Origin of the sequence: Allokutzneria sp. A3M-2-11 16 (assembly GCF_024213555.1) — a bacterium.
In the GTDB taxonomy this organism is placed as follows: domain Bacteria; phylum Actinomycetota; class Actinomycetes; order Mycobacteriales; family Pseudonocardiaceae; genus Allokutzneria.
Genome location: NZ_JANAVO010000002.1, coordinates 306,301 through 323,478, shown reverse-complemented (window position 1 = coordinate 323,478; position 17,178 = coordinate 306,301). Strand labels below are relative to the sequence as shown.

General features: G+C 70.1%; 18 protein-coding genes. 5 read left to right on the top strand and 13 right to left on the bottom strand.

The features are described 5' to 3' along the window. Positions 1 to 150: 150 nt before the first annotated feature. Positions 151 to 891 (top strand): MBL fold metallo-hydrolase, encoded by a 741-nt coding sequence (locus NLX83_RS19565; RefSeq protein ID WP_254236516.1) that lies wholly within the window; start codon positions 151 to 153, stop codon positions 889 to 891. A gap of 193 nt (positions 892 to 1,084) precedes the next feature. Here NLX83_RS19565 and NLX83_RS19560 read toward each other — a convergent pair whose 3' ends face one another. Both NLX83_RS19560 and NLX83_RS19555 read right to left on the bottom strand, forming a co-directional pair. Beyond that, positions 1,085 to 1,774, bottom strand: a complete 690-nt coding sequence (locus tag NLX83_RS19560) for a hypothetical protein (RefSeq protein ID WP_254236515.1) — start codon at positions 1,772 to 1,774, stop codon at positions 1,085 to 1,087. Between the two features lie 39 nt (positions 1,775 to 1,813). Further along, the gene (locus NLX83_RS19555) at positions 1,814 to 2,989 is read right to left on the bottom strand and encodes an ROK family transcriptional regulator (protein ID WP_254236514.1); all 1,176 of its coding nucleotides are present in this window, start codon (positions 2,987 to 2,989) and stop codon (positions 1,814 to 1,816) included. Between the two features lie 66 nt (positions 2,990 to 3,055). Here NLX83_RS19555 and NLX83_RS19550 point away from each other — a divergent pair, with 66 nt between their 5' ends. From NLX83_RS19550 to NLX83_RS19540, 3 genes are read left to right on the top strand one after another with little or no spacing between them, the layout of a single operon-like run. Next, on the top strand, positions 3,056 to 3,676 hold the full coding sequence (locus tag NLX83_RS19550; RefSeq protein WP_254236513.1) for an HAD family hydrolase: 621 nt from the start codon (positions 3,056 to 3,058) through the stop codon (positions 3,674 to 3,676). Between the two features lie 29 nt (positions 3,677 to 3,705). Continuing rightward, a complete protein-coding gene (locus NLX83_RS19545) occupies positions 3,706 to 4,095 on the top strand; it encodes a helix-turn-helix domain-containing protein (protein ID WP_254236940.1) in 390 nt (129 codons plus the stop codon). Between the two features lie 10 nt (positions 4,096 to 4,105). Continuing rightward, complete coding sequence (locus NLX83_RS19540; protein ID WP_254236512.1) at positions 4,106 to 4,516, top strand: VOC family protein; 411 nt, start codon at positions 4,106 to 4,108, stop codon at positions 4,514 to 4,516. Between the two features lie 51 nt (positions 4,517 to 4,567). On the opposite strand, the gene NLX83_RS41060 is transcribed toward NLX83_RS19540, so the two are convergent. The 8 genes from NLX83_RS41060 to NLX83_RS19505 all read right to left on the bottom strand — a co-directional run bounded on the left by NLX83_RS41060 (position 4,568) and on the right by NLX83_RS19505 (position 12,814). Next, on the bottom strand, positions 4,568 to 4,702 hold the full coding sequence (locus NLX83_RS41060) for a hypothetical protein (protein WP_256564020.1): 135 nt from the start codon (positions 4,700 to 4,702) through the stop codon (positions 4,568 to 4,570). Positions 4,703 to 4,741: 39 nt separating this feature from the next. Further along, the gene (locus NLX83_RS19535) at positions 4,742 to 5,371 is read right to left on the bottom strand and encodes a spherulation-specific family 4 protein (RefSeq protein WP_254236511.1); all 630 of its coding nucleotides are present in this window, start codon (positions 5,369 to 5,371) and stop codon (positions 4,742 to 4,744) included. Next, positions 5,359 to 6,273, bottom strand: a complete 915-nt coding sequence (locus tag NLX83_RS19530; RefSeq protein WP_254236510.1) for an NAD-dependent epimerase/dehydratase family protein — start codon at positions 6,271 to 6,273, stop codon at positions 5,359 to 5,361. The genes NLX83_RS19535 and NLX83_RS19530 overlap by 13 nt, the downstream gene beginning before the upstream one ends. Beyond that, entirely contained in the window at positions 6,270 to 6,986 is a 717-nt protein-coding gene (locus NLX83_RS19525) for a nucleotidyltransferase family protein (protein WP_254236509.1), read from the bottom strand. The genes NLX83_RS19530 and NLX83_RS19525 overlap by 4 nt, the downstream gene beginning before the upstream one ends. Positions 6,987 to 7,000: 14 nt before the next feature. Continuing rightward, the gene (locus NLX83_RS19520; protein ID WP_254236508.1) at positions 7,001 to 7,996 is read right to left on the bottom strand and encodes an SDR family NAD(P)-dependent oxidoreductase; all 996 of its coding nucleotides are present in this window, start codon (positions 7,994 to 7,996) and stop codon (positions 7,001 to 7,003) included. 11 nt (positions 7,997 to 8,007) lie between these two features. Beyond that, a complete protein-coding gene (locus NLX83_RS19515) occupies positions 8,008 to 9,264 on the bottom strand; it encodes a hypothetical protein (protein ID WP_254236507.1) in 1,257 nt (418 codons plus the stop codon). Between the two features lie 131 nt (positions 9,265 to 9,395). Continuing rightward, positions 9,396 to 10,823: a GT4 family glycosyltransferase PelF gene (gene pelF / locus NLX83_RS19510; protein ID WP_254236506.1), complete on the bottom strand. Its 1,428-nt coding sequence runs from the start codon at positions 10,821 to 10,823 to the stop codon at positions 9,396 to 9,398. A gap of 5 nt (positions 10,824 to 10,828) precedes the next feature. Continuing rightward, positions 10,829 to 12,814, bottom strand: coding sequence for a hypothetical protein (locus NLX83_RS19505; RefSeq protein ID WP_254236505.1), 1,986 nt, complete (start codon positions 12,812 to 12,814; stop codon positions 10,829 to 10,831). Positions 12,815 to 13,275: 461 nt separating this feature from the next. On the opposite strand from NLX83_RS19505, the gene NLX83_RS19500 reads away from it, so the two are divergent. Further along, positions 13,276 to 13,752: a vitamin K epoxide reductase family protein gene (locus NLX83_RS19500; RefSeq protein ID WP_254236504.1), complete on the top strand. Its 477-nt coding sequence runs from the start codon at positions 13,276 to 13,278 to the stop codon at positions 13,750 to 13,752. On the opposite strand, the gene NLX83_RS19495 is transcribed toward NLX83_RS19500, so the two are convergent. From NLX83_RS19495 to NLX83_RS19485, 3 genes are read right to left on the bottom strand one after another with little or no spacing between them, the layout of a single operon-like run. After that, on the bottom strand, positions 13,712 to 14,704 hold the full coding sequence (locus tag NLX83_RS19495; RefSeq protein WP_254236503.1) for a glycosyltransferase 87 family protein: 993 nt from the start codon (positions 14,702 to 14,704) through the stop codon (positions 13,712 to 13,714). The two genes, NLX83_RS19500 and NLX83_RS19495, sit on opposite strands and share 41 nt — an antisense overlap. Further along, on the bottom strand, positions 14,697 to 15,950 hold the full coding sequence (locus NLX83_RS19490) for a glycosyltransferase 87 family protein (RefSeq protein ID WP_254236502.1): 1,254 nt from the start codon (positions 15,948 to 15,950) through the stop codon (positions 14,697 to 14,699). Before NLX83_RS19490 ends, NLX83_RS19495 begins: the two co-directional genes overlap by 8 nt. After that, positions 15,943 to 17,160, bottom strand: a complete 1,218-nt coding sequence (locus NLX83_RS19485; protein ID WP_254236501.1) for a glycosyltransferase 87 family protein — start codon at positions 17,158 to 17,160, stop codon at positions 15,943 to 15,945. Before NLX83_RS19485 ends, NLX83_RS19490 begins: the two co-directional genes overlap by 8 nt. Positions 17,161 to 17,178: the final 18 nt, after the last annotated feature.

Genomic DNA, 17,178 nt, shown 5'->3' with positions numbered 1-17,178 from the left:
GCGCCGGTGCTGTCCGGGGGACGCTAGGGAAACCGGGGCCCTTTCGCCCAGGGCTTCAGGCAAAGACACGCGACCTTTCCGTTGTGGGCGAATGGTGTGCCGTTGTCCACTCGCAACCCACGCGGGACCTCGGGAACCTAGGCTGACCTCGTGCGACTGACGGTGCTCGGAGGATGCGGCGCTTGGCCCGCCGCCGGTCAGGCGTGCAGCGGGTATCTCTTGGAGCACGAGGGTTTCCGCCTGCTGGTCGACCCCGGTTACGCCGTCCTGCCGCGCCTGCTGGAGCTGGTGGAGGCGTCCCAGGTGGACGCGGTCCTGGTCAGCCACGGCCACCCGGACCACTGCGCGGACCTGAACCCGTTGCTGCGCGCCAGGATCTTCGCCGACTCGCCCGTCGCGCCGCTGCCGCTGTACGCGCTGCCCGGCTCGGTGGACCACGTGCTCGCCCTGGACGCCGGGCCGCGAATGGCAAAGTCCTTTACTTCCAAGGACTTCGAAGCGGGCGACAGCTTCGACATCGGACCGTTCCAAGTGGACAGCACGCTGCTGCCGCACTGGGTGCCCAACGCGGGCCTGCGCCTGACGGCGGGCGGGCGGACCCTCGCCTACACCGGCGACACCGGCCCGACGGACGCGCTCGTCGACCTGGCCGGGGGAGCGGACGCCTTCCTCGCCGAGGCCAGCTACCCGGACCGGGTGCCGCCCGAGTCGGCGCAGTACCTGTCGAGCGCTCGGCAGGCCGCCTCCTACGCGGCCCTGGGCGGGGCGCGGCGGTTGCTGCTGACGCACCTGTGGCCCGGAGTGGAGCCCGGGGAGGCGGTCGCGGTGGCCCGTGGCGGCTTTTCGGGGGAGGTCCGGGTGGCCACCGGCGGCCTGATGATCGAGCTGTAACTCGATAATGGGCGCGTGCCCAACGGCCGGGCAAGGGCGGCGCACGTTCACGCGCTCGCGGCACGGGCTCGTGCGCGCCGTGGTTCTTCGAGACCTTCGGCGCCGGATCGCCGGTTACGCCACGGGGTGCGCCGACCCGGTGGTGCTCGCCGCCGCGCGTGACGCCGGTTAGCGGGCACGCCAGGCGGGGCGGTCACATCCGGTCGATCTCGACCGCGATGGCCAGGTTCTCGGCGATGTCCTGAACGAGTTCGCGGAACGACGTGCCCCGCTTCGCCCACCACATGTCGACCGCGTCGGTGACGAGGGTCCACGCGCGCTCCGGTGGCACGCCCCAGCGGGTCAGGAACCACCTGAGCACCTGCTCGCAGTGCGCGTGCGGGTCCGAGGAGTAGTCGTCGGGCACGCGATCCGAGACGAGGTTGATCAGGTGGACGAAGGCGCGCGCCCAGGTGCCCTCGCGCTCCTCCTCGGGCAGCTCGTCCAAGGCGAAGCTGTCGAAGAGCTCGGCCAAGTGCTCCAGCCACGCCCGCCACTCGCACAGGGCCTCGGCGATCCGGGGCAGCGTCTCGGCAGTGGTGGTCACGGAGCGGCTCAAGCCGCTCCAAGCAGCTACTGGTCCGCCGTCGATCTCGCCCCAGCTCCAGCCGATGGCCCAGATCCCGAACCGCGTCCGGATGGCCTCGTGCATCGCGGAGCACCAGCGGTCGCGATCCTCACCCCAGTCGAGGTCCGCCCAGTCGGCGGGACTGCCCGTGGGGCGAGGGGGCTGGTACCCGGCGGGTTCGAGCTGAGAGATCACCGCGAGCGCGGAGGAGCTGTCGAACTGATGCCGGTGGGGATCTACGTGATCCCACGTCAGGTCGAGACAGAACCAGCCCATCGGCGCAGTGTGCCCGACTCCAGCGAGGTCCGTGCCGCATTAACGGGCGCGCCAGGCGGTGATGCCGGACTCGGTCAGCACGTGGTCGAAGCCGGTCTCGGCGGCGCCGATGAGGCTGCCGTCCGCGCCGAGGGCGGAGGCGCGCACGGGCGGGACCGTGGTGCGCTGGTGGGCGATCAGCCCCGCGCGGTAAGCGGTGCCGAACGCCTCCGGAGCGGCCGCCAGCAGATCGGTTGCCACTCCGGAAACCGTGACCAGCCGTGGGTCGAGCGCGTTCACCAGTCCACCGATCCCGCGCCCGAACGCGCGCGCCACCTCGTCCACCGCACGCGCCGCGGCCGCATCGCCGTCCCGGGCCGCGCCGAGCACGCGTTCGGCGGCGGCACGCGGTTCGGCGGCGTCCTCCCGCCAGGCCAGCCGCGCGAGGGCCCGGCCGTCGACCTCGGTGTCCCAGCAGCCGTAGGCGCCGCACAGGCACCTCCGCCGCGGATCGCCGAAGGGCAGGTGGCCGAACTCCCCGCCACCGCCGGTCGCGCCGGTCATCGGGGTGCCGTTGACCACGAGGATGCCGCCGACCCCCACGTCGATCTTGAGGTGCAGCGCGACGTCGGCGTCCACCGCGGCACCCCGGCGGGACTCGGCGAGGCCGGAGAGGGTGGCGTCGTTGCCGCCGAGCACGGGCAGATCGGCGAGCACGCTGAGGTCGACGTCGCGCCACCGCAGGTTGCTGGCCTGCGCGACTCTGGTCCCGCGGACCGTGCCGGGCACCGACACCGGCACCGCCCGCACCCGCGCCCCCCACGCGTCGAGCTGCCCGGCTACCGCGCCCCGCACCACGCCGAGCACGGAGTCCGCGTCGCGGTTGGTGATCTGCCCGGTCGTCCTGGCCAGGACCGCGCCGCCCAGTTCGACCACGGCGACCGTCCACGTCTCGTGCGCGATGTCCACCGCGCAGACCAGCGGGCCCTCGGGGTGGGGGAGCAGCCGGGTCGTGGGGCGCCCGCGCCTGCCGTCCGGCGGGGCGGCCTCCTCGTGCACGAGCGCGGCCTCGCGCAGCCGGGCGGTGATCTCCAGCGCCGACGCGCGGGACAGGCCGAGGCGGGTGGTCAGCTCCGCCCTGGTGGAGATCCGCCCGTCGTGCAGCTCGCGCAGCACGTGCAGCCGGCCTTCCATCCGCTGGGCCGTCGCCCGCCCCGGCCGGGCCGAAGTGTGCACGCGGGGATTGTCGCAGCCCATGCCGACCATTATGCTCGCCGTACGAACAAAATGGGAGGTTGTCACGTGGAGGACGTGCGCGCGGTGCTGTTCGACATGGACGGCACGCTGGTGGACTCCGAGGGCGCGGTCGCGCGCTCCTGGAAGGTGTGGGCCGACCGCAACGACGTGGACTACGCCGAACTGCTGCGGATCTGCCCCGGCCTGCCCGCTGCCGAGGTCATCCGCCACTTCCGTCCACAGTGGACAGAGGAGCGGATCGTCACCGACGCGCGCGGTCAGCTGGAGCTGGAGTACGCCGACCTCACCGGTGTCCTGCCCGCGCGCGGAACGCCCGAGGTGCTGGCCGCCGTCGCCGAGCTGGGCCTGCCCTGGGCGGTGGTCACGAGCGCGGACCGCAAGCTCGCCGGGATCAGGCTCGCCGCCGCGGGGATCAGCGCGCCCCTGGTGGTCACCCGCGAGGACGTCGCGCACGGCAAGCCGCACCCGGAGGGTTTCCTGCGCGCCGCGCGGCTGCTCGGCGTGGCCCCCGGGCACTGCCTCGCCGTGGAGGACGCCGTCGCCGGGGTGGAGTCCGGGCGCGCGGCCGGGATGCGCGTCGCCGGGCTTCGCGGGGTGCCCAGCGACGTGCCGATCGAGCACCTCGGTGACCTCGCTGACCTGCTGCGTGGTGTGCTTACGCGGTGAGTCGCGCGGTCGAGGAGTCCAACCGGAGGATGCTGCGCGCCAGGGACGCCATGGACCGCGCCTACGCCGAACCGCTGGACATCCCGGCGCTGGCGGCGATCGCGCACGTCTCCGAGGCGCACTTCATCCGCACCTTCCGCGCCACCTTCGGCGAGACACCCCACCGCTACCTGCAACGACGCCGGGTTGAGCGGTCGATGTTCCTGCTGCGCTCCACCGAGCTGAGCGTCACCGAGATCTGCTTCCAGGTCGGCTTCGGCAGCCTCGGCACGTTCAGCAGGACCTTCCGCGACATCGTCGGCGAGTCCCCGTCGGCCTACCGCGCGCGGGGGCCGGTCCCGGTGGTGCCGAACTGCTTCGCGATGGCCTGGATGAGACCGAGCAGTTTTGGAGAAGCCCGCGGCGCTGAGCCGAACTAGCGTTGCCGCCATGTTCAACGCCATCACGCACTCGCAGATCTACGTCGCCGACCAGGACCAGGCACTGGACTTCTACGTCGGCAAGCTCGAATTCGAGGTGCACACCGACCAGGACCTCGGTTTCATGCGCTGGCTCACCGTGAACGTCCCCGGTGACAAGAGCCGCGAGATCCTCCTGGAGCGGCCGGGCCCGCCGTCGCTGGACGAGGCCACCGCCGAGCAGGTCCGCGAACTGCTCGCCAAGGGCGCCATGGGCGGCACGCTCTTCCTCAGCACCGACGACTGCCACAAGACCTACGAGACCCTGCTGGCCAGGGGCGTGGAGTTCACCGACACCCCGGCGGAGCGCCCGTACGGCATCGACTGCGGCCTGCGCGACCCCTTCGGCAACAAGCTCAGGTTCGCCCAGCTGTTCTCCTGACCCGGGCCAGGTTGGCGCTGACCAGCCGCGCCGCATGCCGCACCGCGGGGATCACGGTGGGCATGCGGCGCGCGTCGAGCAGAACAAGCCGTTCTTGGGCAGGCCGGTTCGGGCGGCGAGCTCGCTGAGCCCGCATTCCTCGGTGTCCACGATTTCGTCGAGCAACGAGAACGCGCCTTCGAGCACGCCTGCCTCCCTGAATCGCGGGTGACAGTAGCGGCATTCCTATGCGGGTAGGCGGCTCCACGGGTTCTCACCGCAGTGGTCGGTCACGTGGACCGCGGCGGCGTTGGACCGCCACGCCTGCCGAAGCACGGACGTGGTGTCGGTGGTGGGAGCGTCGTACACCAGGTGGCAGAACAACTCCGGGGGATACCGGTAGACCCACCGCGGCACCCACAGGTCCCGATACGCCCGCAGCGGGCCCTCGAAGGTCACCAGGAGATCCGCCAGCGCGGCGAACTCCTCCGGCGGATGCGTCCCGTGGTTGAAGATCACGGAGTCCGCGCCGAGCGAACGTGCTCCGGCTGCCAGAGCCTCGTAGTGCCGCACATCCGTCCCAGCCTGGTCGAAGAAGACACCGCGTGCCCCGTACCAGGCCAGGTGTCGCTCAACGTCGGCCAGCACCTCAGCGACGGGCCGCGCCCCGTAGGCGGTGTCCACGTAGCCGACGACCGGCAGCCCGGCCGAAGCGTCCACAAAGGACTGATCGGCGCGGGCGCCTGGCCCGTCCGCGACGTTGAGCACCACGAAGCGCAGCGCCGGAAGCGCCGCGAGGGCCCGCCACTGCTCCGGCGCGACGGCCGGGTGGAAGTAGGCGGGCACCACGCGCCGCTGGCGGCTCAGGCGTGACACGCCACCTCCTGCCACAGCGCGGAAAGCGAGTCGGTCAGGTCGTGCTCCGGCAGCCAGCCGAGGGTCCGGCGGATCTCGGAGACGTCGGCGCGCTGCCACGGCACGTCGGCCGACCGCTCCGAACCCCGGCCCTCCTGGCTGACCGGTCCGGAGTGCCCGGCGATCCGGGTCAGCTCGGCGACCAGCCCCTCCGCCGGGGTGCCGATCCCGCTGCCCACGTTGAGGATCTCCGCCTCCGACGGCGTGGTCGCCGCCGCGAACACCGCGCTCGCCACGTCCCTGGCGTCGACGAAGTCGCGGATCACGTCCAGGGGACCGAGCCGGATCTCGTCGTACTCGCGGCGGGCGCGCACGATCTCCGCGGCCGCCCGCCCGGCCAGCCCGGACGCGGGTGACCCGGGGCCGATCGGGTTGAACACCCGCAGCACCACGGTGTTCAGCCCCGCCGCCCGGCCGAGGCCGACCGCGCGCGTGCCCGCGAGCTTGCTCAGCCCGTACGCGCCGACCGGGGCGGGCGGGGTGTCCTCGGTGACCGGGACGCCGATCTCGACCCGGCCGTACTCCGCGGCGGAACCGAGGTGCACCAGCCGCGGTGGCGTCGGGCATTCCAGCAGCGCGCGGACGATCCGCGCCGGAAGCTCCACATTGGACTCCGCGAGCGTCGTCATGGAACCGCCGACCGCGCCGACGCAGTTGATCACCACGTCGGGCGCGGCGGCGGTGATCAGCCCGCGCAGCGCGCCCACGTCGGCGAGACCCAGGTCGAAGGGGACGTGGCCGGGCGATTCCGACAGGGCGGAGCGCGCGACGGTGACGACGTCGATCCCCGGCTCGCGGAAGAGCACGTTGTGCACGTGACTGCCGAGGAAACCGGTCGCGCCGAGCAACAGGACGCGGGTCACGGCGATCCCTTCAGCAGGGTCGCGCGAATGTCGTCGAACTCCGCGTTCGCGCGGTCGTAGTCGTCCGGCCGCCCGATGTCGAGCCAGTAGCCGTCGAAGTCGTAGGAGTTCGGCGGCGTCTGCGCGCGCAGCAGGTCGAGCACCAGTTCGTCGAAGCCGAGCGGTCCGCCGGGGAGGTACCCCGCGAGGGTGTCCCGGCTCATGCCGTAGACGCCCATGCTGACGCGGTAGTGGTGCGTCGGCTTCTCGGCGAACTCCACGATCCGGCCGGACTCGGTGACCAGCACGCCGAAGTCGATCTTGACGGAGCGCTGGTAGGTGGCCACGGTCAGCGGAGCGCCGCTCTTCTCGTGCGTGCCAAGGAGCTCCGCGTAGTCCAGGTCGGTCAGGATGTCGCCGTTCATCACCAGGAAGTGCTCCGGCAGGTCGTCCAGCAGGTGCAGCACCGGGCCGATCGTGCCGAGCGGCTGCTCCTCCACGGCGTAGTCGATCTTCATGCCCCACTTCGAGCCGTCGCCGACGTAGGAGCGGATCAGCTCGCCCAGGTAGCCGATGGCCAGCGTCGCACCGGAGAAACCCCTGTTGGCCAACTGGGTCAGCACTATGTCGAGGATGGAGAACTCGTCGCCGATCGGCACCAGCGGCTTCGGCAGCCGGGTGGTGTACGGGCGCAGTCGAACGCCCTTGCCCCCAGCGAGGATGATCGCGTGCATGGGTCGCTCCCTTGTCACTGGAGGTAGAGTCCGGGCTTGTAGTGGGCCAGGTTTTCGGGGTTCATGAACCACTCGATGGTCTCGCTCAAACCGGAGTCCCTTGTGTGCGAAGGCTTCCAGCCGGTCCGCGCGGTCAGCCTCGACGCGTCGCAGACCAGCCGCATGACCTCGGACCCCTTGGGGCGCAGGCGCTGCTCGTCGGCGACGATCTCCGCGTCGCTGCCCATCAGGCGCACCAGGTCGGCCGCGAGCGCGCCGATCGAGACCTCCTCACCCGTGCCCGCGTTGAACAGCTCACCGACCACAGCGGACGCGGGCGCCGTGCCCACGGTGTGGAAGGCGGCTGCGGTGTCCTTGACGTAGAGGAAGTCCCGCGTCGGGTCGAGCGCGCCGAGCTTGAGCTTCTTCTCGCCCGCGGCGAGCTGGCTGATCACCGTGGGGATGACCGCGCGCGCGGACTGGCGCGGCCCGAAGGTGTTGAACGGGCGCAAGGTCACCGCGGGGACCTCGAAGCTCAGGTGGTAGCTCTCGACGAGCTTGTCCGCGCCCGCTTTGCTTGCCGCATAAGGAGACTGCGCCTGGAGCGGGTGCTCCTCGCTGATCGGGACGGTCAGCGCGGTGCCGTAGGTCTCACTGGTGGAGGTGTGCACGAGCCTCGGTGTCCCGCAGGAGCGCACCGCGTCGAGCACGTTCAGCGTGCCGATCACGTTGGTGTCCACATAGGACCGTGGAGCGCGGTAGGAGTAGGGGATCGCGATCAGTGCGGCGAGGTGGTAGACGACTTCGGCGCCCTCCACCAGTTCGCGCGCGCTGGCCTGGTCGCGGACGTCGCCCATGACGACGTCGACGTTGTCCAGCACCTCGCGCGGGAGGGAGTCCAGCCAGCCCCAGGAGCCGAACGAGTTGTACAGCACCATCGCCCGCACGCGATGGCCCTTTTCGACGAGCAGTTCGACCAGGTGCGAGCCGATGAAGCCCTCCGCACCAGTGACCGCGACGACGCCTGCCATGACTGTCCCTCTCAACCGTGTCGTACGGATTCGCTGAGCACCACCGCGGCACATCCCCCGAGGACCACGAGCAGTGCGCTGTTGACGACGAGCTGGCCGATGACGGCGTCACCGGTCCACAGCTGTGCCACCAGGGCACCGGCGCACGCCGCGACGGCGATACCGGTGCTGCCACACGCCTGGAGCACGAGTGCGACGAACAACGCCCCGCCGAGCGCCAGGTACGCGCCGTAGCGCAGCAGGGCGGTTGGATCGGTGATCGTCCCCGTCGCGAGGAGGACCACAATGGACAGTGCCGCGGCCACGGTGAGGAACACCGCGACCGCTCTGAGCAACCCGAGCCGCGTGTCCCTCGCGAACTCGGTGAAGAGATGGGTTCCGCGCAACGCGGTGGTGGCTCGGCGGCGGTAGACCACGAGGCTCCACTCCGCGACGCCCATGCTGATCGAAATGGGCAGCGCGGCGAGGCTGTGGCCCTGCCCGCTCGGCCAGAACAGCGGCAGAACAAGCAAACCCGCCGCGATGAAGCCGAACGCGCCGTACGGCAGTGAAGCGATCAGGTCGTGTTTGCTGAGCGTTCGCGGGCGTGTGGTCCTGGTTCTCCGCAGAGCGAGCACTCCCGTGCCGAGAACCGATGCGGCCAGGGCGATCCACAGTGGACCGCCGCTGAGCGTGAGCCCCGCGAGCACTCCGGGAGCGAGTGTGGCGAGCAGCGTGTACTCGTTGTTCAGTACCAGGAGAACGGTCGCGGAGAGCAGATACCACCCTTGCCCGACCGCCAGGGTCAGTGCCGGTGTCCCGCTTCCCAGGAGCAGCGCGGCAATCGCGCTCACGGCCAAGACGATCGAGCAGCCGACCAGCATTCCGCGCCGCAACACCCGCGCCGCCGCGTCGGTGTCCGCCCGCCCGAGCTGGAGATACCCGAGGTACGACAGGGATTGGCCGAGCGACCACGAGGTGAACAACGAGATCACCACGACGCCGAGCGCCGCCCGATCCGTGAGCACCCCCGCCGCCGCGGTGTAGCAAACGCCTGGCAGTCCAAAAAGGACTCCCCGCAGCAGGTGCGTTCCCGGCTTCGCCGACCAGATCACCGGCAACGGCTCCGGCTCCCGCGGCTGCTTCGGAATAACCTCGCACAACGCTTCGGCGAGCAGGAACACGTCCGGATAGCCGTATCTCGCGGCAGCCTGATCGCTCAGCCCGCCCGCCTCCAACGCCGCCGCGACCTCCAAGTGGTCCACCGCGTCCGCGATCTCCGGCGCCATCCTCCGCGCCAGCTCGTCAAACTCCTCCTCAACCCCCTCAGCGCGGACTGAAGTACCCAATGTGGCATTGGTTACGTCTGGCGAAACAAATGCCACATTGGGTACGAACCTGGGTGGGATTGCGTCGGCGCTCATCGTGCGGCCAGCCGGGGGACGCGCGGGCGAGCCGGGGCGGGCGCGGTGAGCTCGGAGTAGAGGGTGTCGAACGTGCCGATGGCCTGGTCGACGGTGAACAGCTCCAAAGCTCGTTGGCGGGCGGTCGTACCTAGGAGGGCGCGCCGCGAGGGAGAGCGCAGCAACTCCACGCATGCCGCGGCCATCGCGGAAGGATCGCGCGGCGGGACGACGAGACCGGTGTCTCCCAAGGCTTCCGGCACTCCGCCGACGTCCGTCCCCACGCATGGGCGAGCACAGGTCATGGCCTCGATCAACGTGTACGGGAAGCCCTCGGAGATGCTCGACAGCACGACCACGCTGCCCGCGAGGTAGGCGTCCCGGATGAACTCGACCCGTCCTTCGAAGTGCACGACCTGCGACAGCCCGAGTTCGGCGACGAGCGCCTTGCATCTGTCCACATAGGACTCACCACCCTTCGGCACTCCGCCGAAGATTCGCAGCACTGCCGCAGGGATCTCCTTGTGCACCAACGCGAAAGACCTGATCAGAGTCTCAAGGTCCTTGATCGGATCGAGACGCCCGGCCCACGAGATCGTAGGGATCTCCGGTTCACTCGAAGCCGCGGGGAAATCCGCGGGGTCAACGCCGTTGTAGACAGTGCGGATCAGAGCGGGATCGGCGCCGAGCCGTTCCTCCCACCGCTTGTTGTACACGTTGCCCGGAGCGATGAGGCCCGCGCCGGTGTACGCCAACGAGCACAACCGCCGCAGGAAAGCCAGGTGCAGCGCCTTCACCGGCCACCGGTACGGCGAACCGCGGTAGCCGAGATAGCGCTCGCGCAAGTAGATCCCGTGTTCTGTCAACAACAACGGCGTGCCGTAGCGCCACTTCGCGGCGAGTGCGGGTAACACGGCCAGCCCGTTGGCCACCGAGTGCGACACCGCCGAGTGCGGAATCGGGGAACTTAACGGCCGCAGTGAATGTTCAAGCAGCTCAACGGCTGTGACGGCGTCAGCGATGGTAGGCCGGACGGCGGCGGGGCGGCGGGACCAGAGCGAGGTCAACGTCCTGACGGTGCTTTCCCGGCGCATCACAGAAGTCAGCTCGCCGAAGTCGTGGAGCTCCCGCATCACCTCGGCGAAGCGCTGCTGATGTCCCTCGCCCAGAAGGGTTTCCACCAGTTCCGCGAAGAGCACCGTGAAGCGCCGCCGCGCTGTCCTGCCGACACGTCGACCGGGACGGCCGGTTCCCCACAGCGGCACCAGGGTCAGCGACGCGACGTTGTCCGGTAACTCCCAGGCCAGCGGCTCAGTGCCGGACGCGACCAGTGCGACGACGTGGAAGCGGTGCCGGGAGAGGCCGCGGACGAGTTGGTCGCACCAGACGCTCACGCCGCCGTAGCCGTGCGGGTAGGTGCCCTCGGTCATCAGTGAGATGTCCATGGCGCTCAGGGGGAAACCCAGGACCGCGGCAGGTCCAGGCGCAGCGTCCCTCCGGCGCGGTGGACTGCCGACCGCTCACCCGAGTACCGCACTCCGAACTCCGGGGCCAGCAGGCCCGCGTGGTCGGTGCCCTCAGGAGCGGTGATCGGAACCGGAGTTCCCTTGGGGGACTGGATGACCAGCTCGGAACCCCGCACATACGCGGTGACGGAGGCGGAGCGCCACGCCGCCTGGTCGGCCAGGACCTGGCCCGCCTCGGACATCCGGGGGTTGACCAGCGGTGTGTTGGGCGAGAACGCCGACCGGTACGCGCCGAGGATCGCGTCCATCATCGGGTAGACGATCCGTTCCTCGGCCAGGTTCGACTGGTGGAGGTAGTACGGACGCGGGTCGTTGCCGGTCAGCGTCCGCATGCTGAAAGCGACCTGTGCGGGGATGATCCGGTCCTGGAAGCCGGTCACCGGGTGCACCGGCGGGACGCACGTGCTCGCCGCCTCACAGGCACCGCTGCCACCGTCGGCGCGCGATGTGTAGATCCAGTTGTACTCGTCGGCCGCTTCGGTTTTGGTGCCGGTGTTGAAGAACAGGTGCATCGGGTACCTCGGCACACCGCGCGCCTGCCCGACCGCGCGGATGTCGCGGTCCCGCGAGGCGTCCAGCCCCACCCATTCCATCCCGGCGCGGCGCAGCGCGGCGACGAAGTTCGGGTTGTCCGAAGGGATCTGTGGCAGGGCACGGGTTCCACCGTGTTCGCCGGAGACCAGCTCAGCACGGTTGCTCTTGAGCCCGCGCGTCGTGCCCCAGTCGCGGTTGCGGACGATCTCGTCGTGGATCACCTGCTCGGCGACCCACTGGATCTGCCCGTTCTGGTCGGTCTTGCACCGCCACGGCGACACCGAGAAGTCCCTGACGCAACCGAAGTACTCGTGCGAGTACGTGTGGTTCGCCCACCGGAAGTCGTTGCGGTTGCGCACCATCCACGCGCTCAACGGGTCGGACCCATGCTCGGCGACCGCCCGGTCCGCGCCTGCGCCGTTGTAGTACATGTCGAACTCGAAGCCGTTCGTGCCCTGCCACCGCTTCGCCTGCTCCGCGTCGGCCTGCGTCATCCGGATGCTGGGCAGCACCGGGCAGTTCAGCTCGCCGGAAGTGCAGTTCGCGGTGCTGTTCCACCGCTCGTCCGGCAGGAACACGTCGTCCACGTGCATGCTCAGGTAGTTGCGGTGCAGGCCGAGGTGCACGCCCTTCGTCAGCCACGTCACCAGCCCGTGCGCCAGCAGCCGGAACTGGATTTGCTCGGCGTAGTAAGCGAAGTTGAGGCTCAGCTGCTCGCGCTTGTTGTCCTCCAACACCGCCGCGAGCACGCCTTGTGCGGCCCCGTTCGGGGACTTGCCGGTCAGGATCGGCGTGACCGAGACGCCGGGGAGCGGCGCGGCCAGGTAGCCGTAGGACTCGTCGACGACCGGGCTGTTGTTGTCGAAGGCCACGGGACCGCGCAGCTGCTTGAACGCGTCGGACAGCGCGGGCTGCGTCAGCTGCGCCACCGTGCCGTCGAGCGGGCCCGCGTAGCCCGGGGCGGCGAACCCGGTCGCCGCGGTCGGGTAGACGAAGGCGTTGAGCTGGCGAACGGAGTAGCGCCGCTCGTAGTCGGCCAGCGCGGTCAGCTCGGCGGCGGCGAGCCCGCGCGGCGCCTCGTTGGGCAGCACGACGCCCTGGAACCGCGCGTGCTGGCCGTTCGGGTCGGCGAGGAACTGCGGGGTGATCACCGGCCGGGCCGGGTCGGCGAGGTTCAGCACGGTGGCGGGCAGCCCCTCGCGGTCCAGCCGGTCCTTGATCGCGGCGACCGGCCCCTGCCCGTCGGTGACGACCAGGACCCGCAGGTCCACCCGGGGAGCGGTGGTGGCGACGGCGCTGCCCGGAACGGCGGCCAGCACCATGGCGGCACCGAGGGCGGCGCCCACGGCGTGCCGAATCGATCGGCGTGCGGTCACGAATCTCCCCATTTCGCGGATGCGTCCTTTTTCGGGCACGACTGAATTGGATGTGTGTCCGTGGTGGCGGATCGCCGACATAGGCAATCCGTGTGAGCTGCGGACGAACATCCCCCGATATCCGGCAGCGCGAGTTCGCTCGGCGATGAGCAGCTTGACTGGCGCGTACACCCGCAGGGCGAAGCGAGGGGAACGGTACAAGTGCCGACTGTGCGGGGAAAATAGTCCAGGAGAGTGACAGGCTCGACGATGTAGCCCGCCGTGTGCTGCGGTTGGCCGAACCAGGTTGGCAACCAATGGGGAACTGATTGCCGCCGCAACTTCCTGTTCCACGTGGGTGAACAGACCGAATACGGGAAAGTAATTCCTCCGAACGGCCCGTTCAGTTTCGGTCAATGCTTTTCGGTCGCCCTCGAAGGGGGACGGTATCTTTGTCGCCAAGGTAACGAGAGGGGAACGACATGACCGGAGAGATCGAGACGACGGCGCCGGGCGGGCTGGGGCGGCGCTGGGTCCCGGTGACCGCGCTGGTGCTCTCCGTGCTCGGCCTGGTGGTGTCGGCGTACATGACGCTGTCGCACTACACCGACCAGAAGGTCCTCGTGTGCTCGGCGAACGCGCTGATCGACTGCGCGCGCGTCACCTCCAGCCCGCAGTCAATGGTCTTCGGCATCCCCGTCGCCGTGCTCGGCGTGGCCTTCTTCGTGGCGATGTGCGTGCTGAACCTGCCCGCCCTGTGGCGCTCCCCGGACCAGCGGATCCGCCTGGCGCGCTTCGCCAGCGTCGGGATCGGCATCGTGTTCGTCGCGTACCTGGTCGCGGTGGAACTGTTGGTGCTGCACGTGATCTGCGAGTGGTGCACCGTCGTGCACATCCTGACCATCGCGCTGTTCGTGGTCACCGTCCTCGGCGAGACCAGCCGCCGCGCCGCCGCATGAGCGCTCGGCGGCGTAACACGAGGCCGATCACCACGTAGCAGTTGCCGACGAGGTGGTCCAACGGCGTCCAGCCGAGCTGTTCGGCCGCGGCGCGGGGCAGGAAGCGGTGCGGCCCGATCGCGAACGGGACGAGCGCGATCCCGAACAACGCCCACAGCCAACGATTTCGCAAGCGCCACAAGGTGATCACCGCGGCGACCAGGGCTGAGGCGATCCACGACCAGTGGTGCCCCCACGACACCGGTGAGACGAGCAGGCCCGCCACCGCGATCACCAGCACCGCCGAGACGTCTTCGCCCTGGGCGCGCAGACGGTGCACGCTCAGCCACGCCACCGCGAGCACGGGCGCCACCATGAGCAGCCACGACCAGTCGGGGGCGCCGAGGCGGGCAAGCATGCCGCGGAGGGACTGGTTGTCGCCCCACGACGGCACGGTGGTCCGATCCGGCCGGAACAGCACGTCGGTCCAGTAACCGGTGGAGTTGCCGGATGTCACCGCCAACGTCACCAGGCCCGCCGCCACGAAACCGCCCAGTGCCACCAGGATCGGCTTCCACTGCTTGCGCACCAGGAAGAACAGCAGGAACGCGGCCGGGGTGGGCTTGATCGCCGCCGCGATCCCGATGAGCAGCCCGCGCGGCCAGAACGTCTTGGGCAGCAAGCAGTCCGCGACCACGAGCAGCATCAGCACCAGGTTGATCTGGCCGAACAGGAAGTTCGTCATCAGCGGTTCGAGCAGCACGCTGGCCGCCGCGACCGCGCCGCCCACGACCTCGGGAACCTGGTAGCGCCGCGCCACGATCACGCACGTCGTGACCAGAGCGGACGCGCTGATCACGGTCATCAGCACCGGCACGACTCCGGCGGCGCGGTAGACCTCCAGATCGATGGCGGTCCGGCCCCAGGTCACCGCGATCGCCACCAACGCCGTGAGGCCGATCCACCTAAGCACGCAGTCTCCTCGACACCACGAACGCGATCAGCACGGCCAGCCCGGTGTAGACGTACGCCTCACCGATCACTCGCTCGGTGATGGTCCAGTGCACCTCGACCCCGCCGCCCCGCCTGGCGAAGCGGTACAGGCCGAGCGCGAACGGCAGCAGCACCAAGGCTCCCCACCAGTTCCGGCGCTGCCACCCGACGATCGCCACACCGACCAGCGCGGGCGCGACCCAGGACCAGTGGTGCTCCCACGACACCGGAGACGCCAGCAGCGCGCCCGTCGCGACGATCAACAACGACGGCAAGGCGCGATCTCGCAGCTTGTAAGCGACGAACCACGTCGCGGCGATGACGAGGACCGCGGCGATCGGCAACCAGTACCAGTCCAGCTGCATGCGCGCGTGCAGTCCGCGCAGCGACTGGTTGTCCCCGTAGATCACCGACCCGATCCGTTCGGTGCTGAACACGGTGAAGGTCCAATACTGCACCGACGTGCTGGGCAACACCAGGAACGCCGCCGCCGTCGCGCCGAAGAAGCCGCCCAGCGCCATCAGGATCGGCTTCCATTGCTTGCGCACCAAGAAGAACAGCACGAAAGCCGCCGGGGTGAGCTTGATCGCCGCCGCGATGCCGATGAGCAGCCCCCGCGGCCACGGGGTGCGCGGGAGCAGGCAGTCGGCCACCACGAGCAGCATCAGCACGAGGTTGATCTGGCCGAAGGTGATGTTGGCGCGCATCGGTTCCAGGAACACGCACACCACCGCGAGCCCCGCGCCCACGGGCAACGCCGACGCGAGCGGCAGGTACACCCTCGCCGTGATCACGCACGCCGCGCACAGCGCGAGCGCGCCGATGACGGTCATCACCACCATCGAGACCGGCCACGACAGCAGGCCGAACGGGGCGAACAGCAGCGCCGCGAACGGCGGGTAGGTGAACGGCAGATCGGCCAGCGCCGGTGTGGTGTAAGGAAAATCCGGGCCGTACAGGGGGAGCCCGCGCAACACCGCGTCGCCGCCCGCGCGGTACACCTGAAGATCGACCAGCCCGTCCCCCGCCATCACCACCAACGCCGCGAGCACCGCGAGCCCGACCCCCACCCCCGCCCACACCACGGCCTTCGTCCGCACCCCCGCCGCGCCCGCACACGCCAACGCCGCATTTGGGGCGTTGGATTCCCTGAACGGGTCGTTGGGGGCGTTAGATTCCCTGAACGGGTCGTTCAGGGAATCACCGGCGCGGGGAGCGTCAGGCACGGTGGGGGTCCGGTCGCGGGGAGCGGCGGCGGGTCCCGAAGACCACGCCCGCGATCACCACGGCGAACGCGGTGATCAAATACGTGTTGCCGAGCAGGTGCTCCGGCCAGGTCCACTGGAGTTCCAGGCTGCCGCCGCGCCGCAACAACAGATGAGCGCCGACGAAGAACAGCGTCAGCGGCACCGCGGCCAGCGCGGTCAACGGGCCGGGCCGCGCCGAGCGCCGGATCGCGATCACCGTCCCCATCGCGGCGGGGGCGATCCACACCCAGTGGTGGGTCCACGACACCGGCGAGCAGATCAACCCGGCCGCCGCGACCACGAGCAGCGCGGGCAGGTCGCGCCCGGCCGCGCGCAGTCGCCAGCACGCGAAGCCCGCGGCGACCACCACGGCGGGGACGATCACCACCCACCACCGCGACGCGTCCGCCTCGGTCAGCCCGAACCGCGTCAGCGCGCCGCGCAGCGACTGGTTGTCGGCGAAGGCCGCGCTGCCGATCCGGCCGGGCTCCAGCAGCAACGTCGTCCAGTACTTCAGCGAGTCCTCGGGCGCGACCAGCCAACCGATCCCGCCCGCCGCGGCGAATCCGCCCAGCGCCGCCAGGATCGGCTTCCACTCCAGGCGCACCAGGAAGAACAGCAGGAACGAAGCCGGGGTCAGCTTGATCGCCGCGGCGATGCCGATCAGCAGGCCGCGCGGCCACGGCGTGCGGGGGAGCAGGCAGTCGGCGACCACGAGCAGCATCAGCACCAGGTTGATCTGGCCGTAGCCGAGGGTGGCGCGGATCGGCTCCGCCAGCACGCAGATCGTGGCGAACCCGGCGCCCACCTGCACGGCGCGCGCCCAGTTCGAGTGGAAGCCGCGCGCGGTGATCGAGGCCGTCGCGATCAGCGCCGCGCTGCCGATCAGCAGCGTCGCCACCACCGCGGCCGACCAGGACAGCGTGGCCAGCGGCCCGAACAGCACCGCGGCGAACGGCGGGTAGGTGAACGGGAGCCGGAACTTCGTGTCGGAGTAGGGGAAGTCGCCGGAGTAGAGGTTCAGCCCGCGCAGCATGGCGTCCCCGCCCTCGCGGTACACCCGGAGGTCGATGAAGGACACCCACGAGGTGACCAGGAGGGCCAGCGCGAAGGTGAGCGTGGCCAGCGCGGCGATGGAGATCAGGGTCCTGCGGCTCGGCGCGACGGCCCCCAACGGGCTAGCACTCACGAAGTCCCGATCCACCCC